This window comes from Streptosporangium roseum DSM 43021 (assembly GCF_000024865.1).
Lineage (GTDB): Bacteria > Actinomycetota > Actinomycetes > Streptosporangiales > Streptosporangiaceae > Streptosporangium > Streptosporangium roseum.
Genome location: NC_013595.1, coordinates 7,873,392 through 7,897,914 on the forward strand (window position 1 = coordinate 7,873,392; position 24,523 = coordinate 7,897,914).

At 70.2% G+C, this 24,523-nt stretch carries 14 protein-coding genes; 4 read left to right on the forward strand and 10 right to left on the reverse strand.

Annotated features, from left to right (window positions below; translation table 11 throughout):
• Nucleotides 1-141: 141 nt before the first annotated feature.
• Together otr(A) and leuS are read right to left on the reverse strand one after the other, a co-directional pair.
• A complete protein-coding gene (gene otr(A) / locus SROS_RS34400) occupies nt 142-2,115 on the reverse strand; it encodes a tetracycline resistance ribosomal protection protein Otr(A) (protein WP_012893562.1) in 1,974 nt (657 codons plus the stop codon).
• Between the two features lie 345 nt (nt 2,116-2,460).
• Nucleotides 2,461-4,929: a leucine--tRNA ligase gene (leuS, locus tag SROS_RS34405; protein ID WP_043657417.1), complete on the reverse strand. Its 2,469-nt coding sequence runs from the start codon at nt 4,927-4,929 to the stop codon at nt 2,461-2,463.
• A 554-nt stretch (nt 4,930-5,483) separates the two neighbouring features.
• On the opposite strand from leuS, the gene SROS_RS34410 reads away from it, so the two are divergent.
• Complete coding sequence (locus tag SROS_RS34410) at nt 5,484-7,526, forward strand: hypothetical protein (RefSeq protein ID WP_043653532.1); 2,043 nt, start codon at nt 5,484-5,486, stop codon at nt 7,524-7,526.
• Between the two features lies 1 nt (nt 7,527).
• Here SROS_RS34410 and SROS_RS34415 read toward each other — a convergent pair whose 3' ends face one another.
• The 7 genes from SROS_RS34415 to SROS_RS34440 form a co-directional block, all read right to left on the reverse strand.
• Nucleotides 7,528-8,802, reverse strand: a complete 1,275-nt coding sequence (locus tag SROS_RS34415; RefSeq protein WP_043653534.1) for a cytochrome P450 — start codon at nt 8,800-8,802, stop codon at nt 7,528-7,530.
• A 28-nt stretch (nt 8,803-8,830) separates the two neighbouring features.
• Entirely contained in the window at nt 8,831-10,081 is a 1,251-nt protein-coding gene (locus tag SROS_RS34420) for a cytochrome P450 (RefSeq protein ID WP_012893566.1), read from the reverse strand.
• Nucleotides 10,082-10,428: 347 nt separating this feature from the next.
• On the reverse strand, nt 10,429-11,685 hold the full coding sequence (locus SROS_RS34425; protein ID WP_012893567.1) for a cytochrome P450: 1,257 nt from the start codon (nt 11,683-11,685) through the stop codon (nt 10,429-10,431).
• A gap of 185 nt (nt 11,686-11,870) precedes the next feature.
• Nucleotides 11,871-12,992 (reverse strand): LLM class flavin-dependent oxidoreductase, encoded by a 1,122-nt coding sequence (locus tag SROS_RS34430; RefSeq protein ID WP_218919734.1) that lies wholly within the window; start codon nt 12,990-12,992, stop codon nt 11,871-11,873.
• A gap of 288 nt (nt 12,993-13,280) precedes the next feature.
• On the reverse strand, nt 13,281-15,716 hold the full coding sequence (locus tag SROS_RS34435) for a DUF4132 domain-containing protein (RefSeq protein ID WP_012893569.1): 2,436 nt from the start codon (nt 15,714-15,716) through the stop codon (nt 13,281-13,283).
• A 1-nt stretch (nt 15,717) separates the two neighbouring features.
• Complete coding sequence (locus tag SROS_RS51370) at nt 15,718-15,873, reverse strand: hypothetical protein (RefSeq protein ID WP_012893570.1); 156 nt, start codon at nt 15,871-15,873, stop codon at nt 15,718-15,720.
• A gap of 201 nt (nt 15,874-16,074) precedes the next feature.
• On the reverse strand, nt 16,075-17,619 hold the full coding sequence (locus SROS_RS34440; RefSeq protein WP_012893571.1) for a GMC family oxidoreductase: 1,545 nt from the start codon (nt 17,617-17,619) through the stop codon (nt 16,075-16,077).
• Nucleotides 17,620-17,799: 180 nt separating this feature from the next.
• On the opposite strand from SROS_RS34440, the gene SROS_RS34445 reads away from it, so the two are divergent.
• From SROS_RS34445 to SROS_RS34455, 3 genes are all read left to right on the forward strand, one after another.
• Nucleotides 17,800-19,335, forward strand: a complete 1,536-nt coding sequence (locus tag SROS_RS34445) for a long-chain-fatty-acid--CoA ligase (RefSeq protein ID WP_012893572.1) — start codon at nt 17,800-17,802, stop codon at nt 19,333-19,335.
• Between the two features lie 164 nt (nt 19,336-19,499).
• A complete protein-coding gene (locus SROS_RS34450; protein ID WP_012893573.1) occupies nt 19,500-21,752 on the forward strand; it encodes a hypothetical protein in 2,253 nt (750 codons plus the stop codon).
• Nucleotides 21,745-23,232 carry a type 1 periplasmic-binding domain-containing protein gene (locus tag SROS_RS34455; protein WP_012893574.1) on the forward strand — a complete coding sequence of 496 codons (1,488 nt, stop codon included), beginning with the start codon at nt 21,745-21,747 and terminating at the stop codon, nt 23,230-23,232. The genes SROS_RS34450 and SROS_RS34455 overlap by 8 nt, the downstream gene beginning before the upstream one ends.
• A 29-nt stretch (nt 23,233-23,261) precedes the next feature.
• On the opposite strand, the gene SROS_RS34460 is transcribed toward SROS_RS34455, so the two are convergent.
• A complete protein-coding gene (locus SROS_RS34460) occupies nt 23,262-24,521 on the reverse strand; it encodes a class I SAM-dependent methyltransferase (RefSeq protein WP_012893575.1) in 1,260 nt (419 codons plus the stop codon).
• Nucleotides 24,522-24,523 lie beyond the last annotated feature (2 nt).

Here is a 24,523-nt window from a genome sequence, read left to right on the forward strand (position 1 = left end):
CCGGTCACCCTCTACGCGAGGGAGGCCGGAAAAGGCCTGAAAGGCGAGGAAGCCTTTAAGCGGTGCCGGCGCGGGCCCGGCAGGCGGTGTCGGCAGGCGGTGTCGGCCGCGGTCCGGGTGGGCCCCGGACCGCGGCCCGCCTCACCTCGCCGTGCCCCGCTGTGCGAGGTGCCGCAGGTATTCGCTCCGGTTGAGCGGGTTGCCGTCCGACCGCGCGCGCACCGGGACCGGCCCGAGGACCGGCCGATCCCCCGACGGTCGCGACCACCAGACCCCTTCTCCGTGGGACAGACCGGGCAGTTGCCGCTCGAACTCGCGCACCCGACGCGCGGGGATGTCCCCCTTGACCGACCATGTCTCCGTGCCTCCGGAGGACTCCATGATGTCGGCTCCGAGCGCGGCGAGCTGGGCGGTGACGGCGCTGAGCCCGTCAGGGGGGACCTCCAGCTCGAAGGCGTGGCAGGGCTCGTAGACCCGGGTTCCGGCGATGTCCAGGGCGCGCATCAGGACCAGGGGCGTGAGGCCGCGGAAGTCACCGGCCGTGCTGACCGGGGCCGCGTAGCCCGTCCGGGTCAGGGTGACGAGGCAGCCGGTCACCGCCCAGCCGTGCAGCCCCTGCTCCAGGGTGCGGCGCACGGTGTCCTCGATCGCCCGGTGGAAGGGGCGCGGCAGTGAACCGAGCTCGACCTCCCGCCTGAAAGTGATCCCCGGCCCGGTCGCGGGTTCGACCCGCAGCCCGACGGTCGCGAAGAAGCCGCCGGGCCCGTGCTCGCCGATCTCCTCGCAGGCCTCCCCCACCCCCACCGGCCGTTCCAGGTGGACCGTACGGCTCTGCTCGAACACGGCCTCGACGCCGAACTCGTGGAGGAGGGTCTCCGCGATGACGTCCTTCTGCACCTCGCCGTAGAGCAGGACCGAGGTCCCCTCACCGGGGACGGCACGCGTGTGGATCAGTGGGTCCTGGTCGGCGAGGCTCACGAGCGCGGCGTGCAGCCGCGCGGCCTGCTCAGCCTGCTTCGGCCGGGCGAGGGCCTCCAGGGTGGGCGGCGCGAAGTGCGACTGGCCGGCGAGCCCGCGCGCCGAGCCGACCTGGTCGCCGACCCGGATGCGGGACAGACCCCACACCTTCGCAATGTCGCCCGCCGCCGCCTGGTGGGCCTCCCGCCGTACCGGCCCGATGACGTGGAGTGCGGTGATCTGCTCGCTGTTCTCGCTGACGTCACCGTCCGCCTCCAGCCGGTAGGAGGTGATCCGCTGCCGCGCGCGCAGCTCACCGGAGTGCATCCGCAGGTAGGCGACCTTCTCGCCGGCACCGCCGCGTTCGACGGCGAAGACGGTGGCCCGGGGATCGCCGTCTCCGGTGCCGCGCGCCGGCGGGAGCAGCCGTGAGATCCCGTCGATGAGCGCCTCGATCCCCTGGCCGGTCAGGGCCGAGCCGAAGAACACCGGGTGGAGCAGGCCTGCGGCGGTCTGGGCGCGTACCTCCGCCAGGACGCGGCCGGCGGTGGGGATCGAGCCGGCGACGAGGTCGGCGAGCAGCGTATCGTCGCTCTCTGCGAGGATCTCCGCCACCCGGGAGCGGGAGTCCGGTCCGTCCAGGGAGATCGGGACGGTGCGCGCGGCCGGGGAACCGGCCTGCCGGACCGCGTTCATGGGGACGACCTGCGGTGACAGCTTCCGCCGGATGTCGGCCAGCATCTCCTCGTGCCGGGCTCCGGCACGGTCGATCTTGTTGACGAAGACCAGGGTCGGCAGGCGCATCTTCCGCAGGGTCTTCATCAGGACGCGGGTCTGCGCCTGGACGCCTTCCACGGCCGACAGGACCAGGACGGCGCCGTCGAGCACGCCGAGTGCCCGTTCGACCTCGGAGATGAAGTCGGAGTGGCCGGGGGTGTCGATCAGGTTGACCTGTGAGGTGCCGACGGTGAAGGAGGCGACCGCGGAGCGGATCGTGATGCCGCGCCGCCGTTCGATGTCGCCCGTGTCGGTCTGGGTGCTGCCGGCGTCGACGCTGCCGAGCCGGTCGATGGCGCCGGTGTCGAACAGCAGTCGCTCAGTGAGACTGGTCTTGCCCGCGTCGACATGGGCGAGGATGCCGATGTTGAGGGTGTGCATGAGTGCTGGAGGCCTCGAAAACTCTCGTCCGGATAGGGCGCTGTGAGATTCCGAAGGCTCGCCGCATCGCATGCTCCTGGTGGTGATCGGTCTGTCGCCGACATCATCGCATCGATGTGCCCGGCGTTCGAGGCAATAAATCCGGCCCGCTCCTGAGCGGGCCGGCGAGCGGCAGGCGGCCTCGCCGGACGGTCCGTAACGGCGCCACACCTACCGGAAAGCGGAGACCCGTGACGGCGTGCCGCCCGCCGTACCGGACGGGGCTCGGGTGGGCCCGTAGGCCGCGGACGGCTCCGCGGGGACCGCGGCTGGGGGCGCCCGCCGTACGAGCGCCCCGGAAAACCGCTAAGGGACGATGTTGACCAGCTTGGGCGCGCGGACGACGACCTTGCGCGGAGCCCCGGACAGGAAGGACTGGACCTTCTCCGAGGCGAGCGCCAATACCTCCAGCTCGGCGTCGGAGATCTCCGGGGAGACCTCCAGCCGGTCGCGGACCTTGCCGGCGACCTGGACGACGCAGGTGACGGAGTCCTGGACCAGCAGGGCCGCCTGGGCCGCCGGCCATCCGGCCGTGGCGACCGAGGCGGGGTGCCCCAGACGCTCCCAGCCCTCCTCCGCGGTGTACGGCGCGACCAGGGACAGCATGACCGCCAGGGTCTCGGCGGCCTCGCGGACGGCCGGGTCGGCCGCGCCGGGGCCGGAGTCGATGGCCTTACGGGTCGCGCTCGTCAGCTCCATCATGCGGGCCACCGCGACGTTGAACCGGTGCGAGTCGACCAGCTTGGTGACCTCGTCGATGGTCCGGTGGACGGCCTTGCGCAGGTCGAGGTCACCGGTGGCGAAGTCCACGCCGGGGGCGGAGGCCGCACCGGCTTCGGCCATGACGCGGAAGGCGCGGGCCAGGAACTTCTGCGAGGCGGCCGGGGAGACGTCGGCCCAGTCGATGTCGTCCTCCGGCGGGCCGGCGAACACCACCGTCAGCCGGACCGCGTCCACGCCGTAGGAGTCGATCTGCTCGCCCAGGTCCACGCCGTTGCCCAGCGACTTGGACATCGCCTTGCCCTGGTTGATCACCTGCCCCTGGTTCAGCAGGCGGGTGAAGGGCTCGGTGAAGTCGACCATGCCCATGTCGTGCAGGACCTTGGTGAAGAACCGCGAGTACAGCAGGTGGAGCACCGCGTGCTCGACGCCGCCGACGTACTGGTCGATGGGGCCCCACTGGCGCAGCTTCTCCACGTCGAACGGGCCGTCCTCGTAGGTCGGGTCCACGTAACGCAGGAAGTACCAGGAGGAGTCGACGAAGGTGTCCATCGTGTCGGTGTCGCGCCGGGCCGGGCCGCCGCACTTGGGGCAGGCGACGTTGACCCAGTCGTCGGCCGACGCCAGCGGGGAGACACCCTTGGGGGCCAGGGCCTCGCCGCGCAGGTCGGGCAGGGTGACGGGCAGCTGGTCGTCCGGGACGGGGACCTCGCCGCAGTCGGCGCAGTGGATGATCGGGATCGGGCAGCCCCAGAAGCGCTGGCGGGACAGCAGCCAGTCGCGCAGGCGGAAGTTGACCGTCGCCCGGCCGGTGCCGCGCTCGGCCAGCACTCCGATGATCTTCCGGATCGCGTCGGCCTTGGGCAGGCCGTCCAGCGGACCGGAGTTGACCAGGGCCCCCTCGCCCGCGGTGGCGACACCGGTCTCGCCCGGGTCGGCCAGGCCGGTGTGGACCACGACCCGCACCGGCAGGCCGAAGGTGCGGGCGAAGTCCAGGTCGCGCTGGTCGTGCGCGGGGACCGCCATGATGGCGCCGTGGCCGTAGTCGGACAGCACGTAGTCGGCCGCCCAGACCGGCATGCGCTCGCCGTTGACCGGGTTGATCGCGTAGCGGCCCAGGAAGACGCCGGTCTTCTCCTTGTCGGTGGAGAGCCGATCGATGTCGGACAGCTTGGACACCTCGGCGCGGTAGGCCTCGAAGGCCTCGCGCTGGTCCTCTGTGACGATCTCCTCGGCCAGCGCCGCGTCCGGGGCGACCACGAAGAAGGTCGCGCCGTACAGGGTGTCGGGGCGGGTGGTGTAGACCGTGACCGGCTCGTCGCGGCCCTCGATGACGAAGTTGACGTCGGCGCCCTCGGACCTGCCGATCCAGTTGCGCTGCATGGTCAGCACGCGCTCCGGCCAGCCGCCCTCCAGCTGGGCCATGTCGTCCAGCAGCCGGTCGGCGTAGTCGGTGATCTTGAAGTACCACTGGGTCAGCTCGCGGCGGACGACCTCGGCGCCGCAGCGCTCGCACTTGCCGTCCTTGACCTGCTCGTTGGCCAGCACGGTCTGGTCATTGGGGCACCAGTTGACCAGGCCGCCCTTGCGGTAGGCCAGGCCGCGCTCGAAGAAGCGGATGAACAGCCACTGGGTCCACCTGTAGTACTCGGCGTCGCTGGTGTGCAGGCGGCGGGACCAGTCGAAGGAGACCGCGTAGCGCTTGAAGGAGTGGGCCTGGGTCTCGATGTTGGCGTAGGTCCACTCGGCCGGGTGCGCGTTCCGCCTGATCGCGGCATTCTCGGCGGGCAGGCCGAAGGAGTCCCAGCCGATCGGGTGCAGCACGTTGTAGCCGCGCTGGAACCAGTAGCGGGAGACGACGTCGCCGATGGCGAACACCTCGGCGTGGCCCATGTGCAGGTCGCCGGAGGGGTAGGGGAACATGTCGAGCATGTAGCGCCGCTCACGCGTGTCGGCGGGATCGTCGGAGGCCCGGAACGGGTCGAGCTCCTCCCATCGCCGCTGCCACTTGACCTGCAGTGCCTGCGGGTCGTAGTGCTGCTCGTCGCTCTGCATGTCGGCTCGCTCGCTCACGTCAATCTTCCCTCGGTATACGTCTGCGCAGATGATCTGACCCATCCGACCCAATAGAAAAACCCTCCGCTCACGCGAAGGGCAGCCGCATCGGCGGGCGTCTAGCGCCGGGAAGGCCGATGCGGCCCGATAAGCAGCAGGGTCTCGGCACGCATATTCCAAGACTATCGCAGTCCGCAAGCCATATTCGTGGGACGGGGAACAAGCCCGATCACGGCAAACCGGGGACACCGGCACCGGAGGGTCAGCACAATGGGAGGCTCGTGCGTCTGGGACGGGTCAGGGCCGATGGTGATACGTCCGTTGTGACCTCACTTGTCCCGTCAGTTTACTCTTTCACCGTGGCACACTCAGTCGAGCCGGGGCAGGGCCCGGATCCTTCGGAGGTCGGCCTGCCGATGCAGGATCCGCCAACCGACCCCACCGGACTCCAGTTCAGAGGGGCGTTCTCCAGTTTCCCTGCGAACCCCCCCGCCTCACGTGAGACCATGCCCAATACCCATAATTCGGGCACACGCCCGGGAGGTAAGGAAGCCATGGCCTCGGAGCAGTCCAGCCAGTCCCACCTGCCTCCGGCATGGCCGGAGGCAGCAGAGCCGCCGCCCGCCTGGGCGAAGGACTCTCACGGCACCAGCCCCCGGCTCCCCCTTCCCCCGGAGGAGCCCGCAGGAGACGGCACCTCCTGGCAGGCCGGCGTCCCCGGCAACGGTTCCTGGCAACATGCCTTCGGAGCGGCGACCCCCGGCTCCCCGTCTCAGGCGCCGCAGCCCTCCGGCCCGCAGTCGGGCGGCGACTCCTGGCAGGCCGCCGCGCCGCCGCAGGAGCAGCCCGGCACCTGGCCGCCCGCTTCGCCGGCCGAGAACGGCGGGTGGCCCGCGACGCAGGCCACCGACAACGGCGGATGGGGTACGGCGCCGGCCGCCGGAGGCGGCGGATGGGACGTGGCCAAGAGCACCGACAACGGCGGATGGGGTACGGCCGCGCAGAACACCGGCGACGGCGGATGGAGTACGGCGCCGGCCTCGAACGACGGCGGGCGGAACGCCGCCGCGCCGGCCGGCAACGGCGGATGGGACCGCCCACCGGCCGAGGCGCCGAGCCATGAGCACTCCTCCCCCTCCTGGACGAACCCACCGGGCGGAAACCCGAACCCGTTCGGCAGCCAGGACCCCCTCACCAGCCCCAACCCCTTCGGCGGCCAGGAACACCTGACCAACCCGCCCGGCGGAAACCCCAACCCCTTCGCCACACAGGACCCGCTCACCAGTCCCAACCCCTTCGGCGGCCAGGACCCGCTCACGAGCCCCAACCCGTTCGGCGGCCAAGAGCACCTGACCAACCCGCCCGGCGGAAACCCCAACCCCTTCGGCAGCCAGGACCCGCTCACCAGCCCCAACCCCTTCGGCGGCCAGGACCCGTTCGGCAACCCCTCGGGCAACGGCGTCGCCCCGGAGAATCCCGGCGTGTGGGCCCTCGCGGGGGCGACCGCCCCGGAGGCGCCTCCGGGCGCCCCGCCGCAGCTTCCGCCGTACCACGCTCCTCCGCAGGGAGGGCCCGCGCCCGCCCATCCGGGCAACGGCCAGCACCCCGGACAGCCGCACCCGGGCCAGCCTCACCCGGGACAGCAGCCCATGGCGGGCCAGCCGGGCCCCGGCCAGCCTCACCCCGGACAGCAGCCCATGACGGGCCAGCCGGGCGGGCACCTGAGCAGGGACCCGTCCGACCCCAACAGGCCGTTCGTCACCGCGGGCCAGATCAGCGGCCCGAAGACCCCGCCGCCGGAGCGCCAGCAGGAGCTGTGGAACACGGTCTTCGGCGACAACTACCAGGCCATGGATGACGAGCAGGAGCTCGACGGGCCGGGCAGGCCGGTCTGGGTGTTCGCGCTGGCCGGTTCCGTGGTGATCGCCCTGATCGGGGCCGTGCTCTGGGCCTTCCTGGCCGGCCCCCTGGCTTCCACCAAGGAGGAGGCCACCCCGGAGGTCAAGCCCTCCGCGACCGGGAAGAAGCCCGCCAAGTCCCAGGCGGTGGGCCGCCTGCCGCGCTTCCCAGGCAAGGCCTCACCGGTGGTCGGCACCCTGCCCGACCAGGCCGCAGCGATCAGCGTGGCCAAGCTCGGCACGCCCTGGCAGCAGGACCAGCGCCCGGCCATGCCCACCACCTACGGCTTCACCACCCGTCAGTACGTCCCGGCCGGTCCGGACTCCACGGGCAAGACGCAGTTCGCCCAGGTGATGTCGGGCCCGCTCTCGCCCCGGCTGAAGAGCAAGTACACCTCACCGGGGAACCTGGCCCCGGTGATCAACGCGGTCGCGTCCAGCGGCCGGAAGAAGTTCTTCCCCGAGGACAACTCCGCCCGCAAGACCGCGCAGCAGACCCTGAACGTCAACGGCCTGCGGGGACAGCTCTCCGCGTATGAGATCACGTCGGGCACGTCCAAGACGACCATGGTCGTGGCCGCCCTGAGCACCGGCGCCGACCTGCCCGCGATCGTCTACATGTCGGTGCCGGACAGCAAGAAGGAGCTGCTGCCCGACATCAACACCGTGTTCAAGTCGATCCGGTCGACGACCCCGTGACTCAGAACGCGCAGTCCATGTGCTTGATGCCGTTGATGAAGCTGGAGTAGAGCCGCTGCGGTCTGCCGCCCTCGATCTGCGGGATCCGCCGGAGCAGCTCGCGGAACATCACGGTGATCTCGCGGCGGGCCAGGTGGGCGCCGAGGCAGAAGTGCGGCCCCGGGCCGCCGAAGCCGACGTGCGGGTTGGGGTCGCGGGTGACGTCGAAGCGGAGCGGGTCGGGGAAGACGCTCTCGTCCCGGTTCGCCGCCCAGTAGTACAGGACGACCTTCTGGCCCTTGCGGTAGAGGTGGCCGTTCATCTCGTGGTCCCGGGTGACCTTGCGGCGCATGAAGTTCACCGGGGAGGCCAGGCGGACGATCTCCTCGACCGCGCCGGGGAGGCGGCCGTCGAGGTCGGCCAGGAGCAGCGCGCGCTGGTCCGGATTCTGGGTGAGCAGGCGCAGGCCGTAGGAGATGGCGTTGCGCGTGGTCTCGTTGCCCGCCACCACCAGCAGGATGAAGAACGAGCCGAGCTCCTGGGCGGTGAGCTTCTCGCCGTCGATGTTGGCGTTGACCAGTGACGAGGTGAGGTCGCCCGTGGGGTGCTCGACCCGGTGCGCGGCGAGGTCCTGGACGAGTTGCTGCAGCTCCATCCCGGCGGCCAGCAGCCTCTCGGCGACCGTGGTCATGTCGTCGCCGCCGTATTCGGGGTCGAATCCGCCGAGGATCACGTTGGACCGGTCGAAGACGGAGCCGTAGTCCCTCTCCGGGATCCCCATCATGTCGCAGATGATCTTCAGGGGGAGCTTGGCGGCCACCTCGGTGACGAAGTCGCAGCCGGGTCCTCCGGCGATCAGGTCGTCGACGATCCGGACGGCGGCGGCCTCGACGTCGGCCTCGAACTGTTTGATCATCTTGGGGGTGAACGCCCGGGAGACGATCCGGCGGAGCCGGGCGTGCCTCGGGTCGTCCATGTTGATCATCGAGCCGAAGTACTCGGTGAACTCCGGCGGCATGTCCGGGATGTTGGTGGCGCCGCCGTCCCCCGAGCAGAACACCTCGGGGTTGCGGCTGGCCTCCAGGATGTCGGCGTGCTTGACCAGCGCGTAGTAACCGGCCCCCTTGGGAGCGAAGGGGACCTCCATCTCCTCGTAGAAGGCGGGGTGGTCCAGGCCGCGCAGGAGCCGGAAGGCGTGCTCGCGCTCCGGCATGGGCCTGGCCCAGAAGTCGTAGTCCGACAGGTCGAAGTCGGCGGCGGAGACGATCGGCTTCCGCTCGGCTGGCGTCACGCTCATATCGTCAATCATTTGCGCAAGCAACCACTTACGTCAATGGAACGTCTTCGAAGTCACAATCGAGGTGCTTGATGCCGTTGATGAAACTGGAGCGCAGGCGGTCCGGCTCGCCCGTCGAGCGGATCTGCGGGATCCGGGTGAACAGCTCGCGGAACATCACGGTGAGCTCGCGGCGGGCCAGGTGGGCGCCGAGACAGAAGTGCGGCCCCGGGCCGCCGAAGCCCACGTGGGGGCCCTCGGTGCGCCGGATGTCGAAACGGTAGGGGTCGGCGAAGACCGCCTCGTCGCGGTTGGCGGCCCAGTAGAAGAGCAGGACCTTGTCACCCTTGCGGTAGAGGTGGCCGTTCATCTCGTGGTCGCGGGTGACGGTCCGGCGCATCCAGGCGACCGGGGAGGCCAGGCGGACGATCTCCTCGACCGCGCCGGGGAGGCGGCCGTCGAGGTCGGCCAGGAGCAGCGCGCGCTGGTCCGGATTCTCGGTGAACAGGTGCAGGCCGTGCGAGATGGCGTTGCGCGTGGTCTCATTGCCAGCCACCACCAGCAGGATGAAGAACGAGCCGAGCTCCTGCATCGTCAGCTTCTCGCCGTCGATGTTGGCGCTGGTCAGCGAGGTGATGAGATTGTCGCCACCTTCGGCGGCCAGGGAGACGACGAGGTCCTGCAGGCGCTGCCCCGCACCGAGGAGCAGCTCGGCCGCGCGGCTGACGTCCTGGATGAACTCGGGGTCGCCGCCGGACAGGATGATGTTGGAGGCGTCGAAGACCGTCTGGTAATGCTCGGGGCCGATGCCCATCATGTCGCAGATGATCTTCAAGGGGAGCTTGGCGGCCACCTCGGTGACGAAGTCGCAGCCGGGCCCCCGGGCGATCAGGTCGTCGACGATCCGGGTGGCCTCGACCTGCACGTCGGCCTCGAACTGCTTGATCATCTTGGGGGTGAACGCCCGGGAGACGATCCGGCGGAGCCGGGCGTGCCTCGGGTCGTCCATATTGATCATCGAGCCGAAGTACTCGCTGAACTCCGGGCCCAGGTCGTGGATGGCGGTGGACCCCCGCCCCGAGGAGAAGACCTCGGGGGTGCGGCTGGCCTCGACGATGTCGGCATGCCTGACCAGGGCGTAGTATCCGGGCCCCGGAAGGGCGAAGCTGATCTCCGGTTCGGCGAACCGGACCGGGGCCGCCTGGGCGCGCAGCAGCGCGAAGGCGGCCTCGCGCTCGGCCATCGGCCGCTCCCAGAAGGCGATGTCGGACAGGTCGATGTCCGCCAGTGAAACCGTCACGTCAGCCCCCTACTAGAACCGCATTCGGTTTTTCTGATCCTGCCACACGATCTTCAAGCTAACCAGCCCGGAATGGGGCCGCCGGCCTCGCGGCGGCACCCCGGAGACGGGGGCGCTCATCCCCCGCCGCCGGATGCGCGAGCCCGTCACCGCCGGTGGTGACGGGCTCGATGTCCGTGGAGCGGATGTCCACGGTACACAAACCGGCATTCGCTTGGCTGACGTAGTGACCACCCTCGGCGGACCCGATCTCCGCGCTCGCCGGCGGGCACGCCGGAGACCCCGGCGGGCCGACCCGCCCTCCCCGCTCCCGCCCCGGACCGCGGCCCGCCGGGAACGGGTGCGGGTCAGGTCGTGTAGGGCAGGTGCTTGACGCCGTTGATGAAGTTGGACAGCAGATAGGAGGGCTCACCGGCGGCCCGGATGGCGGGCATGCGGGTGAACAGCTCGCGGAACATCACGGTGACCTCGCGACGGGCCAGGTGGGCGCCCAGGCAGTAGTGGGGGCCGGGGCCGCCGAAACCGACGTGCGGGTTGGGGTGGCGGGTGATGTCGAAGACGTCGGGGTCGGCGAAGACCGTCTCGTCGCGGTTGGCGGAGTTGTAGAAGAGCAGGACCTTGTCGCCCTTCTGGTAGACCTGCCCGTTCATCTCGTGCTCGCGCGTGACCGTGCGCCGGAACTGGATCACCGGGGTGGAGTAACGGATGATCTCGTCGACGGCGCCGGGAATGCGCCCGTCGAAGTCGCCCACGAGCAGCTCGCGCTGGGCCGGGTGGTCGGTGAGCAGCTTGAGGCCGTGGGAGATGGCGTTGCGGGTGGTCTCGCTGCCGGCGACCACGAGCAGGATGAAGAACGAGCCGAGCTCCTGCGGGGTGAGGGACTCCTCGCCGTTGACCAGCATGCTGGTCAGGTCGCCGGTGGAGTCACCCCGGCGCCGGCGGCCGAGCCTGGCGGCCAGCCGGTTCAGCTCGCGCCCGGCGGCCATCAGCTTGACCAGGCCTCGGCCGACGTTCCAGCGGTTGAGCTCCGGGGCGATGCCGGTGTACTCGGAGTCGGCGTTGCCCAGGATGATGTTGGTGGCGCGGAGCACCCGGGGGTGGAGCTCCGGCGGGATGCCCATCATGTCGCAGATGACCTGGACGGGCAGCCGGGCCGCGATCTGGGTGACGAAGTCGCCCGAACCCTCGGCGAGCGCCTCGTCCACGATCCGGGTGGCCGCCCGCTGCAGGTCCTCCTCCATCTTCGACAGGACCCTGGGGGTGAACGCCCGGGAGACGATCCGGCGGAGCCGGGCGTGCCGGGGATCGTCCATGTTGATCATCGACCCGAAGTAGACCGCCATCCACCGGGGCATGTCGACGACGCTGTTGGCCGTCGGTTCGCTGCTGAACACCCCGGCGTTCCGGCTGGCCTCGGAGACGTCCGCGTGCCGCACCAGGGCGCGGTAGCCGGGTCCGTGCCCGACGAAGGGGATCTTGTTCTCATGCACGAAAACGGGCCGGTCCAGCTCCCGGAGCCTCTTGAAGGCCTCCATGCGCTCCGCCTGCGGGCGGGCCCAGAACAGGATCTCCGACAGGTCGACATCCGTCGCGCTCACGGTCATCAACCCAGATTTATGCAAGTGCCCACTTACGTCAAGTGTGAGCCACGCCATAGGCGATCGCGAGTGTCCGGACTCATCGAACCTGACAGTTTGGCGCGGATCTTGACAGTCGACTTGATAGTGAGAGATCGAAGATTGAGCCTGAGATCGATAGCTGGCCACAGGCGAGCCCGCCGGCGAACGGCTCAGGTGGTCAGCTTCGCGAGCTCGGCCATCTCCGTCGATGGATCGATCACCGGCTGAATGACGATCTCGTTGACCCCGGCTTGTTCCAGGGTGGCGATGCGAGCGAGAAGGTCGTCCCGCGTTCCGGCCAGGGCCAGCGCGTCGATCAGCGACGGCAGGATCAGGTCCCGGTCTGCCGGCGCGATGCGCCCCAGATAGTGGGGGTAGAGCGCGGTGTGCCGGTCCGGCGCGACGGTCGTGGTGCCCCGCCGGTCGAGGAGTGACCGCACCGCGTCGCGTTCCTCAACGCCGAACCCTTCGGCGAACGCGGGTGCATCGGCGGCGAAGGTCAACAGCGACATGACGATGTGACCCGTCGCGTCCCGGACCGCGTCGCCGTAGGGGTCCTCGCCCTCGTCGAGCACGTGCAGCGAGGTCATGACGTAGGAGTCGACGTCACGAGGCGCGCCCGCGGCCTGCCGGCGAGCGTGGTGGAACGCGCTCCAGGCCGCAGGATCCAGGAGGCCGAAGGAGATGATGCCGGTGCCGCGACGACCGGCGACGGCGGCGGCCTTCAGACCGGTCGCGGCCACCAGGAACTCGATGGGGTCAGTGGTGTTCACGTGCTGCCCGGCATGCAGGAGCCGGATGTCGCGGACCTGGTCACCCTCGCGGTACTCGACGGTGCCTCCGGCGCACAAGTCCTGCAGCCCGGCGGTGAACCTCTCGAGTTCGGCCGTCGTGGCCGGCAGCATTCCCAGGGTGCGCCGGGCGGTGTTGCCGGTGCCGACGCCACAGATGATCCGGCCTGGCGCCAGCGCGTTGAGGCTGGCGAACGCGCTCGCCGCAGCCGGTAACGACCGCAACGCCGGTGAGGTCACGCCGACGCCGAGCTTGATACGGCTGGTGGCCTTCGCGCACAAGCCCAGCGCTACGAACGGATCGCCGTGGAGCATGGGTGTGTCGTAGACCCAGAAGCTGCTGAAGCCCAACTCCTCGGCCTGCGCGGCCAGTTCCTCCACACCGGGTTGTGCCGTGACCACAATGCCTTTGCGCATGATGTCTCCGCCGGTTGATGGACGTTCAGGACCGTGGATGCGATGCCCCTGCTCCTCATGGACCAGCCAGGACGACGAGATCACTCGTTCGTCGGACGGATCAGTCGCGGCCAGCCTACGTGCCTGACGTGGCCTGACAACCTTCAAGCGACTGACCAGCCGGATTGCTTGACACCCTGGACAGCGATGGCCGGTTCGGCGAAGTCGAAGAGCTCAGGGATCCGGTCCGGCCAGGCCGAGGCAGCCCGCCTGCCACGGAAGCCGGTTCTGACGGTGGGAGACACGACCCTGTCTCCCACCCGGGCGGTCGTCGACGAACCGCTGTGGTCCCGAACAGGGCCGCCGCGCACGCCGGCTCAACCCATGGGCGGGTCAGCGGAGCTGGTGAGCGATGGACGGGTCGGTGATGGTGGTGTCTGCGACCAGCAGGAACGCCTTGGACACGATGGCCGACAGCATGCCGCCGTCTTCCTCGAACGGCAGGAAGACGTGGTCGGTGGCGCCGCGGGGGACGATGCACAGGTAGGCGTCATTGGGTTCCATCAGGATGTTGCCGGAGCCGAGGTGGATCCTGTAGGTGCGAAGGTCGCCCCGGACGCGGAGAAAACGGTCGGTGAGTTCGAGCCGGTCGGCGATGGCCAAACGGGGTACCAGCCTGGTCAGGGCGTCGCGGCGGACCTGAGCGGTTCCGGTGAGGTCGCCAAGGTTGTAGGAGTGCCAGTAGTCGTCCTGGCCTTCGGGGTCAAGGCCGGTGGAGGTGACGCCGACGGCCAGGTCGGCGTCGCGCAGCGCCTCCGACAGCACTCGCGGCGGCACCTCTGCCGGCGAGACCCGGCGCCCGTGCTCGTCGGTGAAACGGATGTCCCCGCTGACGCAGAGCGAGGCGGTGCCGTACGCGTCGCGCTCGCCGGATTCCTCGTCCAGGTGGAAGTCCCAGCGGGCGGTCAGCCCCGGCAGCTCCTTGACGGCCTCGGCCTGGTTGTAGCCGCCCTCCGCCCACCAGTGGCCCAGCGACAGGCCGGTCCAGCCGCGTTCGGTGAGCAGCGCCTTGGCTTGGCCGTATCTGAGGACGTGGCCGGCGAAGCGCCGCGAGCGGTCGCCGGCGCTCTCCTCGGCGGGCGTGAGCAGGTAGACCTCGCGGAAAGCCTGCTTGAACGGCTGCCGCAGGCCGATCGCGAGGACGTGGTCGCGCCAGGCGCGCACCTCGTCCACGGCGGCGGAGATGGGGTGCCACAGCTTCACCGGGGTGTCCGGAAGGGGCCGGATGCTCCGCCCCTGCGGGTCCGCCAGCTCCCAGCCGCCGGCGGCCCGGACGGGGAGGCCGGCGGGGCCCTGCGGGATCTCCCAGATCAGCGCCTTGCCGTACCTGCCGGTCACCGGGTGGTCGAGGTAGTGGGCACAGATGTCGCGCCAGCACCAGATCCGCTCGCCGGCCAGGGCGCGTTCGACCCGGAAGCGCTCGGCGGGGAGCGTCTTCCTCAGCTCCTTGGCGGTGGCCCTGAGCTCGGCCAGCAGCTCGCCGTGGGCGGAGCGCACGGCCTTGGGGATCGTCTTGCGGACCTTGCCGCCCTCGTCGACGAAGGCGATCACGCCGTCGGCGGACAGGCGCAGGCCGTGCTCGGTGCGGGTGCCGTCGGGTCCGAGGCCGAAGGACGGGACGGTCCGATCCAGGAGTTGCTCGGGCGACAGGCCGGTCTGCTCGGCCACCCCGTCCAGGGTCCTGGCCACGAGCGCGAGGATGCTCTTCCTGCGGACCTTGGCCTGCACCCGGGCGAGCTGGGTGACCGCTTCCAGGCCGCCGCGCCGAGCCAGTACGCCGAGGGCGGCGTTGGTCGTCCGCTCGTTGCGCGAGTCGGGGCCCGAGCCGCCGACACCGGTGCCGGTCGCGACGGCCACGTCGCCGAGCAGCGCCGTCACCCACGGCTCGCCGACCAGCTCGCACGTCCACACCATGCCGCGCACCAGGACCGCGGTGTGCTCGTGGAAGTAGGTGACGACGGGCCGGTAAGGATGCGGCTCGACGCGCTCGCGGTAACCGGGGATGCGGCCAAGCACATCCTTGACCAGGGTGACAGCGTCGGGTGTGAGCAGCGCCGCGGCCTGGTCGAGCCAGGCGGCGTTGGGCCGGGGATTCGTGGCCGTGGTCCAGTGGCGCAGCAGCGGCAGCACCTCGGGAGTGCCGAACCGGGCGGCGTACTCCTCGCGCAGGAGCGTGGCGAACGGGTCCAGCTCGTTGATGAGGTCTTGGGCGGCGACCGCGGGATCGCCCGCGTGGTCGGCCAGCAGGTTGTCGATGACGCGTTTGACCGAGTCGGTCGCCCCCCATGGCCGCTGGGCCAGATGGTCCTTGACCTGCCGTAGGAACTCCACGTAGGGCTCGCGTTCGGCGACCGGCAGCCGTCTGGTCGCGGCGAGAGGCAGCCTGTAGAGGTCCGCCGGCTGCTGGTCCCTGCCCAGCGGGGTGGGGGTGACGGCGACGCGCCACAGCAGCTCGATCTCCGCCGGGGTCCACCGGGGGGCGCGCCGGAGCACCGGGGTGAAGACACTGGTCAACGCCCGGTGGTAATCGCCCTTCCCCACGCTGATGTGCAGGCGGAGCTGGCCCCACAGCCCCAGGGCGCGCCACTCGGCGCCGCCGGACTCCTTCGCCAGCCTCCCCATCGGTGTGTCGGCGAGCTTCACGTTCCACGGCACGCGCTCCGCCGGGTCGAAGACCGCGTCCAGCCGTTCGAAGACGTCGAACGTCGTCTCGTCCAGGCAGTCGAGCCAGGCCCGCCGGTCCGAGGGCAGCTCGTCCAGGATCGCCACGTCAGCCTCCCACCGGGGCCACGAGCCTGACGACGGACGCCACTGAGTCACCGGTCAGCTCGGCTCCGGCGTCGGCGGGCGTGACCAGGCCGCGGAAACGGGGGGAGGGGCCGGCGGTGCAGCGGGCCGTCTCGTCGCGAAAGGTGACCAACGCCATCGGTACATCCCTTGATCGTCGGGGGGTGACAGCGCCATCTATAGCAACCCGAGCCGACAGAAACGCAGCCGATGGACACCGGTGCGCGGATGACCTGGCCGATGCGCGTCATCCCCTTGGATATCGTCCGGTGGCGCTGTTCCGATGTCCGTCAAGCTGATAGTGCCCAGGTCAGGACCGGGGTTCGCTGTCGAGCACGGCTCACCCGGCGCGGGTGATGAGGTCGGCGGCCTTTTCCGCGATCATCACGGTGGGGGCGTGGGTGTGGCCCCGGTTGATGACCGGCATGACCGAGGCGTCGACGACCCGGAGGCCTCCGATCCCGCGGACCCTCAGCGCCGGGTCCACCACCGCCTCGGCGTCCTCTCCCATCCGGCAGGTGCCCACCGGGTGGTAGAGGGTCTCGCTGCGCTCGCGGATCCAGCGGTCGAGCTCCTCGTCGGTCTCCGCGCCCCAGTACGGATTCATCGGCGGCCCGGCGAACGGCCTGAGCGCCTCGGTGGCGAACAGCTCCCTGGCCATCCGCAACCCGGCGACCTGCCGCCGGACGTCGGCCTCCGCCGTCAGGTAGGCGGGGTCGATCACCACGTCGCGGCCGTTGAGCGAGACGCGGCCGCGGCTCTCCGGCTGGAGCAGGATCGAGGCGATGGTCAGGCCGTGGCCGGGCGGCGGGGTGAGGCCGTGGTCGATGAACGGGCCGGGCGCGAAGATCAGCTCGATGTCGGGGGCGGGCTCTCCCGGGGAGGTGCGGATGAAGGCCACGGCCTCGCCGACGTTCGAGGTCAGCATGCCGTTACGGCCGACCAGGAAGCGGAGCAGGTTGGCGACCGACTCGGCGCCCGCGAGCGTGACCCGCCTGGGGCAGTGCAGGATGACGCCCGAGGCCAGGTGGTCCTGGAGGTTCCTGCCGACCTGGGGCAGCTCGTGGACCGGCTCGACGCCCTCCGCCCGCAGTTCGTCGGCCGCGCCGACGCCCGACAGCATCAGCAGGTGCGGGGAACCGATCGCCCCGGCCGACAGGATGACCTCCCTGCGCGCCCGCACCACCGTGCCGTCGCCGTACTCCACGCCCGTCGCGCGCCCGTCCTCGATCAGGACCCTGCGCACGTGCGAGGAGGTCAGCACGGTGAGGTTGGGCCGCTTGGCGGCGGGTCTGAGATAGGCGTCGGCGGAGCTCCAGCGGCGGCCCCGGTTCTGGGTGACCGGGGTCTGGCAGCAGCCCTCGTTGGACGGGCCGTTGAGCTCGTCCAGCCGGGTGAGCCCGAGCTCCTCGCAGGCCCGCAGGAACACCGCGGTGGCGGGGTTGGGGCTGCGCAGCTCGGAGATGTGGATCGGGCCCGCCGTGCCGTACACGCCGCCGAGGTTGGAGCCGGCGCGCCGCTCGGCCCTGTGGAAGTACGGCAGGACCTCCTCGTAGGACCAGCCGGGCACGTCCCAGCCGTCGTAGTCGGCCCGGTGCCCGCGCACCCACATCTGGGCGTTCATCGAGGAGGAGCCGCCGAGCATCCGGCCGCGCGGCCAGTACAGCTCCCGGCCGGACAGCTCGGGCTGCTTGGCGGTGGTGAAGGCCCAGTCGCGGTCCGTCTTGAAGAGCTTGGCGAAGCCGGCGGGCATCCGGACCTCCAGCCTGTCGTCGGAGCCTCCCGCCTCGATCAGCGCCACGGTCGTGGCGGAGTCCGCCGAGAGCCGGTTGGCCAGCACGCATCCCGCCGAGCCGGCGCCTACGATCACATAGTCGTACTCCATGTGGCCACTGACCCTTCGTCGCACGAACGCACGGACGGCCGGCTCGCCCCCGGTAAGCGGGCTCTCATCTGCTTACTCCTCGCTGCTTTACACGTCAATTTGTAACCTTGGTTACCTACCGGTAGGTATCTCGGGCTGCGAGTATGGGCGGGTCAGAGCTTGTTCGGAGGAGGACGCACCATGCTCAACCTGTCGATCGCGCTGGAGGACAGCGCCCGGGAGCAGCCCGACCGCACCGCACTGGTCTTCGGTGATCTGAGGCTGCCGTACTCCCTGGTCAACACCATCGCGAACCAGGTTGCCAACCTGCTTGTCTCCCGGGGCGTCGGCAAGGGCGACCGGGTCGCGCTGGCCTGCCCCAACCTGCCCTACTTCCCCTTCGTGTACTACGGGATCCTCAAGACCGGCGCCACGGTCGTGCCGCTCAACGTGCTGCTGCAGTCCAGGGAGATCGCCTATCACCTGGAGGACTGCGAGGCCAAGGCTCTGTTCTGCTTCGAGGGCACGCCGGAGCTGCCGCTGGGCGAGCGCGGGCGGGCGGGCTTCGACCAGGCCGCCGCGACGGAGCACTTCTTCGTGCTGCCGGCCGCCGCGTTCGCCACCGAGTCCGAGTACGGCGAGACGCTGTGGGCGGCGCTGGACGGCGTGCCGGGCGAGTTCTCGACCGTGCAGACCGCGCCGGACGACACCGCGGTGATCCTCTACACCAGCGGCACCACCGGCCAGCCCAAGGGCGCCGAGCTCAGCCACCAGAACATGCTGCTCAACGCCATGGTCTCGGATGAGATGTTCCCGCGCAGCGAGGGCGGCGACGCCTTCCTGGCGGCGCTGCCGCTGTTCCACTCCTTCGGCCAGACCACCGTCATGAACCTCGGCTTCCGCCGCCGGGCGACCGTGGTGCTCATGCCGCGCTTCGAGCCCGGCCCGGCCCTGGAGCTGATGCGCGCCGAGAACATCACGCTGTTCGCGGGCGTGCCGACCATGTACTGGGCCATGCTGTCGAAGATCCACGCCGACGGCGACGAGGTGCCCACCTCGCTCAAGGTCGCGGTCGCGGGTGGCGCCTCCTCCCCCGTCGAGGTGCTCAAGGACTTCGAGGCCACCTTCGGCATCGGCATCCTGGAGGGCTACGGCCTGTCGGAGACCTCCCCGGTGGCCAGCTTCAACCAGCTCGGCAGGCCCACCAAGCCCGGCACGATCGGCACGCCGATCTGGGGCGTGGAGATGAGGCTGGTCGACAGCGAGTGGAAGACGGTCGAGGGCGAGGGCCCCGGTGAGATCGCGATCCGCGGCCACAACGTGATGAAGGGCTACTACAACCGGCCCGAGGCGACCGCCGAGGTCATGAACGACGGCTGGTTCCGCACCGGCGACATCGCCACCCGCGACGCCGACGGCTACTACGCGATCATCGACCGGGCCAAGGACATGATCATCCGGGGCGGCTTCAACGTCTACCCGCGCGAGATCGAAGAGGTCCTGATGACCCACCCCGGGGTCTCCCTCGCCGCGGTGGTCGGGATCTCCCACAACTCGCACGGCGAGGAGGTCAAGGCCTACATCATCCGCGCTCCCGGCGTGTCCGTCAGCGAGGAGGAGCTGGTCGCCTGGTGCAAGGAGAACATGGCGGCCTACAAGTATCCGCGGATCGTCGAGTTCCGTGACGCCCTTCCGATGACCGCCACCGGGAAGATCCTCAAGCGCGAGCTCAGGTGACCGGCCGGGTTTTCTGTAGATAATTGAAAATAGCCATATATACCTGACTCGAAAGCGTTTCCCGAAAAGCTAGGTTACGATGCGGTCCCGCCCTTACGATCGCGGGCGTGCTCTCGTTCATCCTCCAGCGCAACAGGCCGGGAATTGCCGAAGGCGGGTAGAACATGGCGAACAACGAGTTGACGTCCGCCTGCGAGCGGTTGATCAACGAATGCCTCGACCGCGAGGGTGGGCCCGGGGGCGGCGAACTGCCCGTCATCGTACTCTTCGGTCCACGCGGGAGCGGCAAGACCACTCTCCTCAAGGAGGTCGCGGAAAACGCCGCGACCTCCTTTTCATTGCCATTTGTCCACATCGACTGCGCCGAACACCCCGACATAAAGGTATGGGAAATCACCGCGCAGATCGCGCGCCGCGTCATGGGCCATCGCTGGCGCCAATTCGCGCCCGTCAAGCTGCCCCGGGTGGTGCTGGGGAACCTGGCGCTCTCGCTGGACCCCGGGCTGCGGCAGGAGGAGGCGGAACAGGAGCTCTACGAGCTGATCCGCGGCAGGCGCGGGATCCCGGACAGCGCCAGGACCCTTCAGGAGCTCTTCAACCTGCTCGGCGGGAGCGTCCCGGTGCTGCCGGTGGCCGGTCCGCTGATCGCCACGCTGATCGACCGGATCGCGCGGGGGCGCCGGCTGGTGGAGCTGCTGGAACGCAAGGGCATGGCCTGGTACCGCGACCGGCTCGACCCCGGCGGCCTGACGGACCTGGCACGCTCCGGCGCGGCCGAGGACGGGTCTCCGGCGGCGGCGCAGATCATCTGCGAGGCGCTCCTGGAGGACCTGAGGGAGGGCTGGTCCAGGAAATGGCGCCCGCGCAACTGCCTGGTCCTGCTGGACAACTCCGACAGTCCCTCCGGCCGGGAGTTCCTGCGGGCCCTGGTGGCCGCCAAGGCCCACCGGGCCGCCGCCCCGGAGCCGGCCGGAGACGATCCCCTGCTGGTGGTCGCCACCTCCAGATCCTGGCAGGACCTCGGCCATCACTGGGACCGCCCGGGGACCCTCAAACCCCCGGAGGACGGCGTGGCCCGGCATCCACGCCGGCTACAGCAGGCCGGCCACGCCGACTGGCTCGCGAACCGCGCGAACGGCAGGCGCGACCGCTGGTGGTATCCGGTGCTGCTGCCCGGCCTCAGCCGCACCGAGGTGACACGGATGCGCATGGCCACCCGGGGAAGGCCGGGCAGGGCTCACACGGGATTCGTGCACGCGCTGACCGGCGGCCATCCGCTGGCGGTCACGCACCTGCTGGAGGCCATGGCGGCCCGGGAGCGAGGGGAGGGACGGGACTCCGCCCGCGCCGGGCGGGAGGCCCACGAGCGCGCGGCCGTACGAGAGCGCGGGCAGGACCCGCACGACAGCGCGGACACGAGGGAACACGGGCAGGACCCGCACGACAGCGCGGACACGAGGGAACACGGGCAGGACCCGCACGAGAACGCGGACACGAGGGAACACGGGCAGGACCCGCACGAGAACGCGGACGCGGGGGCATCCGGGCAGGACACCGGCTGGACCGAGCAGGGCCTGCGCGGGCTTCCGGCTCTGAACCGGGCGCACGCGCAGCACCCGTTCCGCGACTTCCCCCACGACCTGGAGGATCTGGTCGCGTGCTCCGCCGCGACCAACCTGGCGGACGCCGACGACGCCGGGCTGCTGTCCCGTCCCTGGCGCTCGGCGGTCGACGAGCTCGGCGACCAGATGTGGCTCGTCACAGGTCCGGGGCAGGACAGGGCACCGGCCATCCACCCCTGGCTCAGACGCCTGCTGCTGCGGGAGCTCGAACGCCGCCACCGCCGCGACGGCCCGCTGTGGGACATCGCCCACCAGCGCCTGGAGGCCCTCTACACCTCCCGTGAGGACCTGCCCCGCGACCGGCTCTCCATGGTCATGCACCACCGGCTCGCCCGCGTGGACCTGACGGCCACCGGCCGCCGCCACCTGCAGGAGGTGGTGGCGCTCCTCGACGGGCGGTTCAACCGGATCGACATGGCCGCCTGGATCAGGCAGTACAACTGGATCACCTCCGCGCCGAACCGGCTGCCCGTGACGACGTCGCCGGACAACCTGTACGGCCGGCTCATCCAGGAGCCGCAGGACGGGCGGGGCGACCATCCCGGGCAGGAGCCGCCGGACGACCCGCGCGACCGGCCCGCCCCGGACCGGCCGGGCGGCGCGGAGCGGCTGGCCGTCGTGCGCAGCGTGGTCGTCGACCGCTGGTTCCTGTCCGACCCCGGGGTGGACCCCCTGCGCGGCAGGCGCCGGAGCGTCGCGGACGGCCTGAGGCTGCTCGCCCGGTACGCCACCAGCGGCAGGACGATCCTGATGAACGAGGCTCACCGCTACGACCGGGAGGACGACGATGAGTGAGCAGCGCGGTTTCGACAGGCGCGCGCCGTTCCGGAAGGTCCATCCCTTCTGGTTCGGACTGCTCTGCGTCCTGCTCGCCGGCGCCCTGGGCGCCGGGCTGTTCCTCCTCCTCCGCCCGCGCCCCCGGGTCACCGACGGGTCCGGCGACTACACCGCGAACCTGTCCCCCGTCGCGGAGCTGATCCGCCGGGAGAACGAGTGGGTGCGCGGGCAGAGCACGCCCTACGTGAGCATCGCGGTGATGCTGCCGATGGACCCGGTGACCAGTCCGACGAGCACGCAAAGCACCGAGTCCATCCGGCACGCCCTGCAGGGGGCCTACCTGGCCCAGTACTGGAGCAACCACAACGAGGGCGACGCGAGCGCGCCGAACGTGCAACTCCTGCTCGCCGACTCCTCCGGCGACGGCGACGCCTGGCGGGCCACGGTGGGCGAGCTGAAGGAGAAGACGGCGAGTGAGGAGCACCTGGTCGCGGTCACCGGGCTGGGTTCGAGCGTCGCGGGGACGGAGAAGGCGATCGACGAGCTCGCGACGGCCCAGATCGCCATGGTGGGCGCCGTCATCACCTCCGACAAGCTGGCCGGCAAGGCCACCATGGTCCGGGTGTCCCCTCCCAACAGCGCCCAGGCCAAGGCCATCGCGCACTTCCTCAAGGAGCGCGACGCCGTCACCGCGGTCCTGGTGCAGGACGAGGACGGGAGCGACTCCTACACCAGCACCCTCGCCACGTCCTTCACCTCCGCCTTCGCCGACGTCGTCGTCCCGGCGAACAGGAGAAGCCGCCTCCTGGACGTCTCCCTGACCTACAGCTCCTCGCTCGACAGCGCGGACACGGTGCTCGGGCAGATGCCGGAGCGGATCTGCAACAGCGGCGCGAACGTGGTCTTCTTCGCCGGGCGCTGGCAGAACCTGCCGCCCTTCCTGCGGGCGCTGACCCGCCGGACGTGCGTCGATCGGAAGATCACCGTCGTCACCGGCGACGACGCCAGCAACCTCAACCGAACCCAGCAGGAGCCGATCTGGGACGACACCCGGGCCAACCTCGAGGTCTACTACACGGCACTGGCCCACCCCGCGGCCTGGGACAGCCATCCCGAGGCCGTCCAGCCGGCGACCGCCAACCGCTTCAGGCCGGGCACGGACAGCTTCGGCGCCAAGTTCCCCGGGGAGATCCTCGACGACGGGCAGGCCATCATGCACCATGACGCGATGCTGACCGCCATCGGGGTGGTGGACATCTACGCCGCGCAGGGCACGACCCGTCCCACGGCGAGCGCCGTCGCGAACATGCTGACGAGCGCGCCCTTCACCGTGCCCGCCGCCAGCGGGTGGATCTCCTTCGACAAGAAGGGCAACCCCGTCAACAAGGCCATCCCGGTCCTACGGCTCCTGCCCGGCGGAAAGGTCACCTTCTCCGAGCTGACCTCGGAGATCGGAGCCCCTCCCGGAGGGCCCGGCGGTACGGCCCGCGTCCCGTGAAGGGCGCGGGCCGTATCACCGGATGACGATCAGGGCCAGTCGACGGAGGGGCGGAGCGGCATGTGGGCCGCGCCCTGGGAGTCGAGCTTCACACCGAGGATCTGGTGGAGCTGGATCTTGTTGCGTTCGAAGCCGACAACGCAACCGGCCATGTAGAGCCGCCAGACCCTGGCCGTGCCCTGACCGACCTCCTCGACGGCCTCGTCCCAGTGCTCGTCGAGGTTGGCGCACCAGTAGCGGAGAGTCTGGGCGTAGTGCTCGCGCAGGTTCTCCTCGTGGCGGATCTCGAAGCCGAGGTCCTCCATCTGCCGGGCCAGGTAGCCGACCGACTCCAGCTCCCCGTCGGGGAAGACGTAGCGGTTGATGAAGCCGCCGGCGTTGATGGTCTTCTCGGTGCCGGTCGGCCGGGTGATGCAGTGGTTGAGGATCCGGCCGCCGGGGTTGAGCTTGTCGTACAGGAACCGGAAGTAGAACGGCAGCTGTTCCTTGCCGATGTGCTCGGTCAGGCCGATCGAGCTGACGGCGTCGAAACCGCTCTCCTTCACGTCCCGGTAGTCCATGTAGCGGACCTCGGCCAGGTCGCCCAGCCCCTCCTCGGCGATGGCCTTCTGCGCCCACTCGGCCTGCTGGCGGGAGAGGGTGACCCCCAGCCCCTTCACGCCGTACTCGCGGGCCGCGTGCATGACCATGCCGCCCCAGCCGCAGCCCACGTCCAGCAGCCGCATCCCGGGCTTGAGACCCAGCTTCCTGGCGACCAGGTCGAACTTGGCGTACTGCGCCTCCTCCAGCGTGGACTCCTCGCTGGGGAAGACCGCACAGGTGTAGGCCATGGACGGGCCGAGCACCCACTCGTAGAACCTGTTGGAGACGTCGTAGTGATGGTGGATCGCCTCGGCGTCGCGCTGCTTGGCGTGCCTGCTGCCCATCTTGGCCAGCATGCTGCGCCGTACCTCCTGGGGAGGCGGCTGCACCCGCATCAGCAGGGGCTTGATGCCGAGAGCGCGGATGGCCGCGAGCTTCTCGCTCGCCGGGATGTCGTTGATGGTGAGCGACCACATCCGCGACAGCAGGTCGTACATGTCGCCCTGGACGTCGAGATGTCCGGACACGTACGCCCTGGCGAGACCGAGCTCCCCGGGGGCCTGCGCCAGGTAGGCCACCGCGGCCGGGGACTTCACCTCGATGCTGATGTCCGCACTGGCCGGACCGGCCTTGCTGCCGTCATAGGCGGCGAACCGGATGTCCGCCTCGGGCCCTATGACCTTTTCGAAGATTTCTGCGAGCTTCACAG

Excerpts from the sequence above, each read along its gene's own strand:
- leuS (WP_043657417.1), bottom strand. The coding sequence starts at position 4,929 with ATGCAGAGCGACGAGCAGCACTACGACCCGCAGGCACTGCAGGTCAAG.
- SROS_RS34410 (WP_043653532.1), top strand. The coding sequence starts at position 5,484 with ATGGCCTCGGAGCAGTCCAGCCAGTCCCACCTGCCTCCGGCATGGCCG.
- SROS_RS34415 (WP_043653534.1), bottom strand. The coding sequence starts at position 8,802 with ATGAGCGTGACGCCAGCCGAGCGGAAGCCGATCGTCTCCGCCGCCGAC.
- SROS_RS34425 (WP_012893567.1), bottom strand. The coding sequence starts at position 11,685 with ATGACCGTGAGCGCGACGGATGTCGACCTGTCGGAGATCCTGTTCTGG.
- SROS_RS51370 (WP_012893570.1), bottom strand. The coding sequence starts at position 15,873 with ATGGCGTTGGTCACCTTTCGCGACGAGACGGCCCGCTGCACCGCCGGC.
- SROS_RS34440 (WP_012893571.1), bottom strand. The coding sequence starts at position 17,619 with ATGGAGTACGACTATGTGATCGTAGGCGCCGGCTCGGCGGGATGCGTG.
- SROS_RS34445 (WP_012893572.1), top strand. The coding sequence starts at position 17,800 with ATGCTCAACCTGTCGATCGCGCTGGAGGACAGCGCCCGGGAGCAGCCC.
- SROS_RS34450 (WP_012893573.1), top strand. The coding sequence starts at position 19,500 with ATGGCGAACAACGAGTTGACGTCCGCCTGCGAGCGGTTGATCAACGAA.
- SROS_RS34455 (WP_012893574.1), top strand. The coding sequence starts at position 21,745 with ATGAGTGAGCAGCGCGGTTTCGACAGGCGCGCGCCGTTCCGGAAGGTC.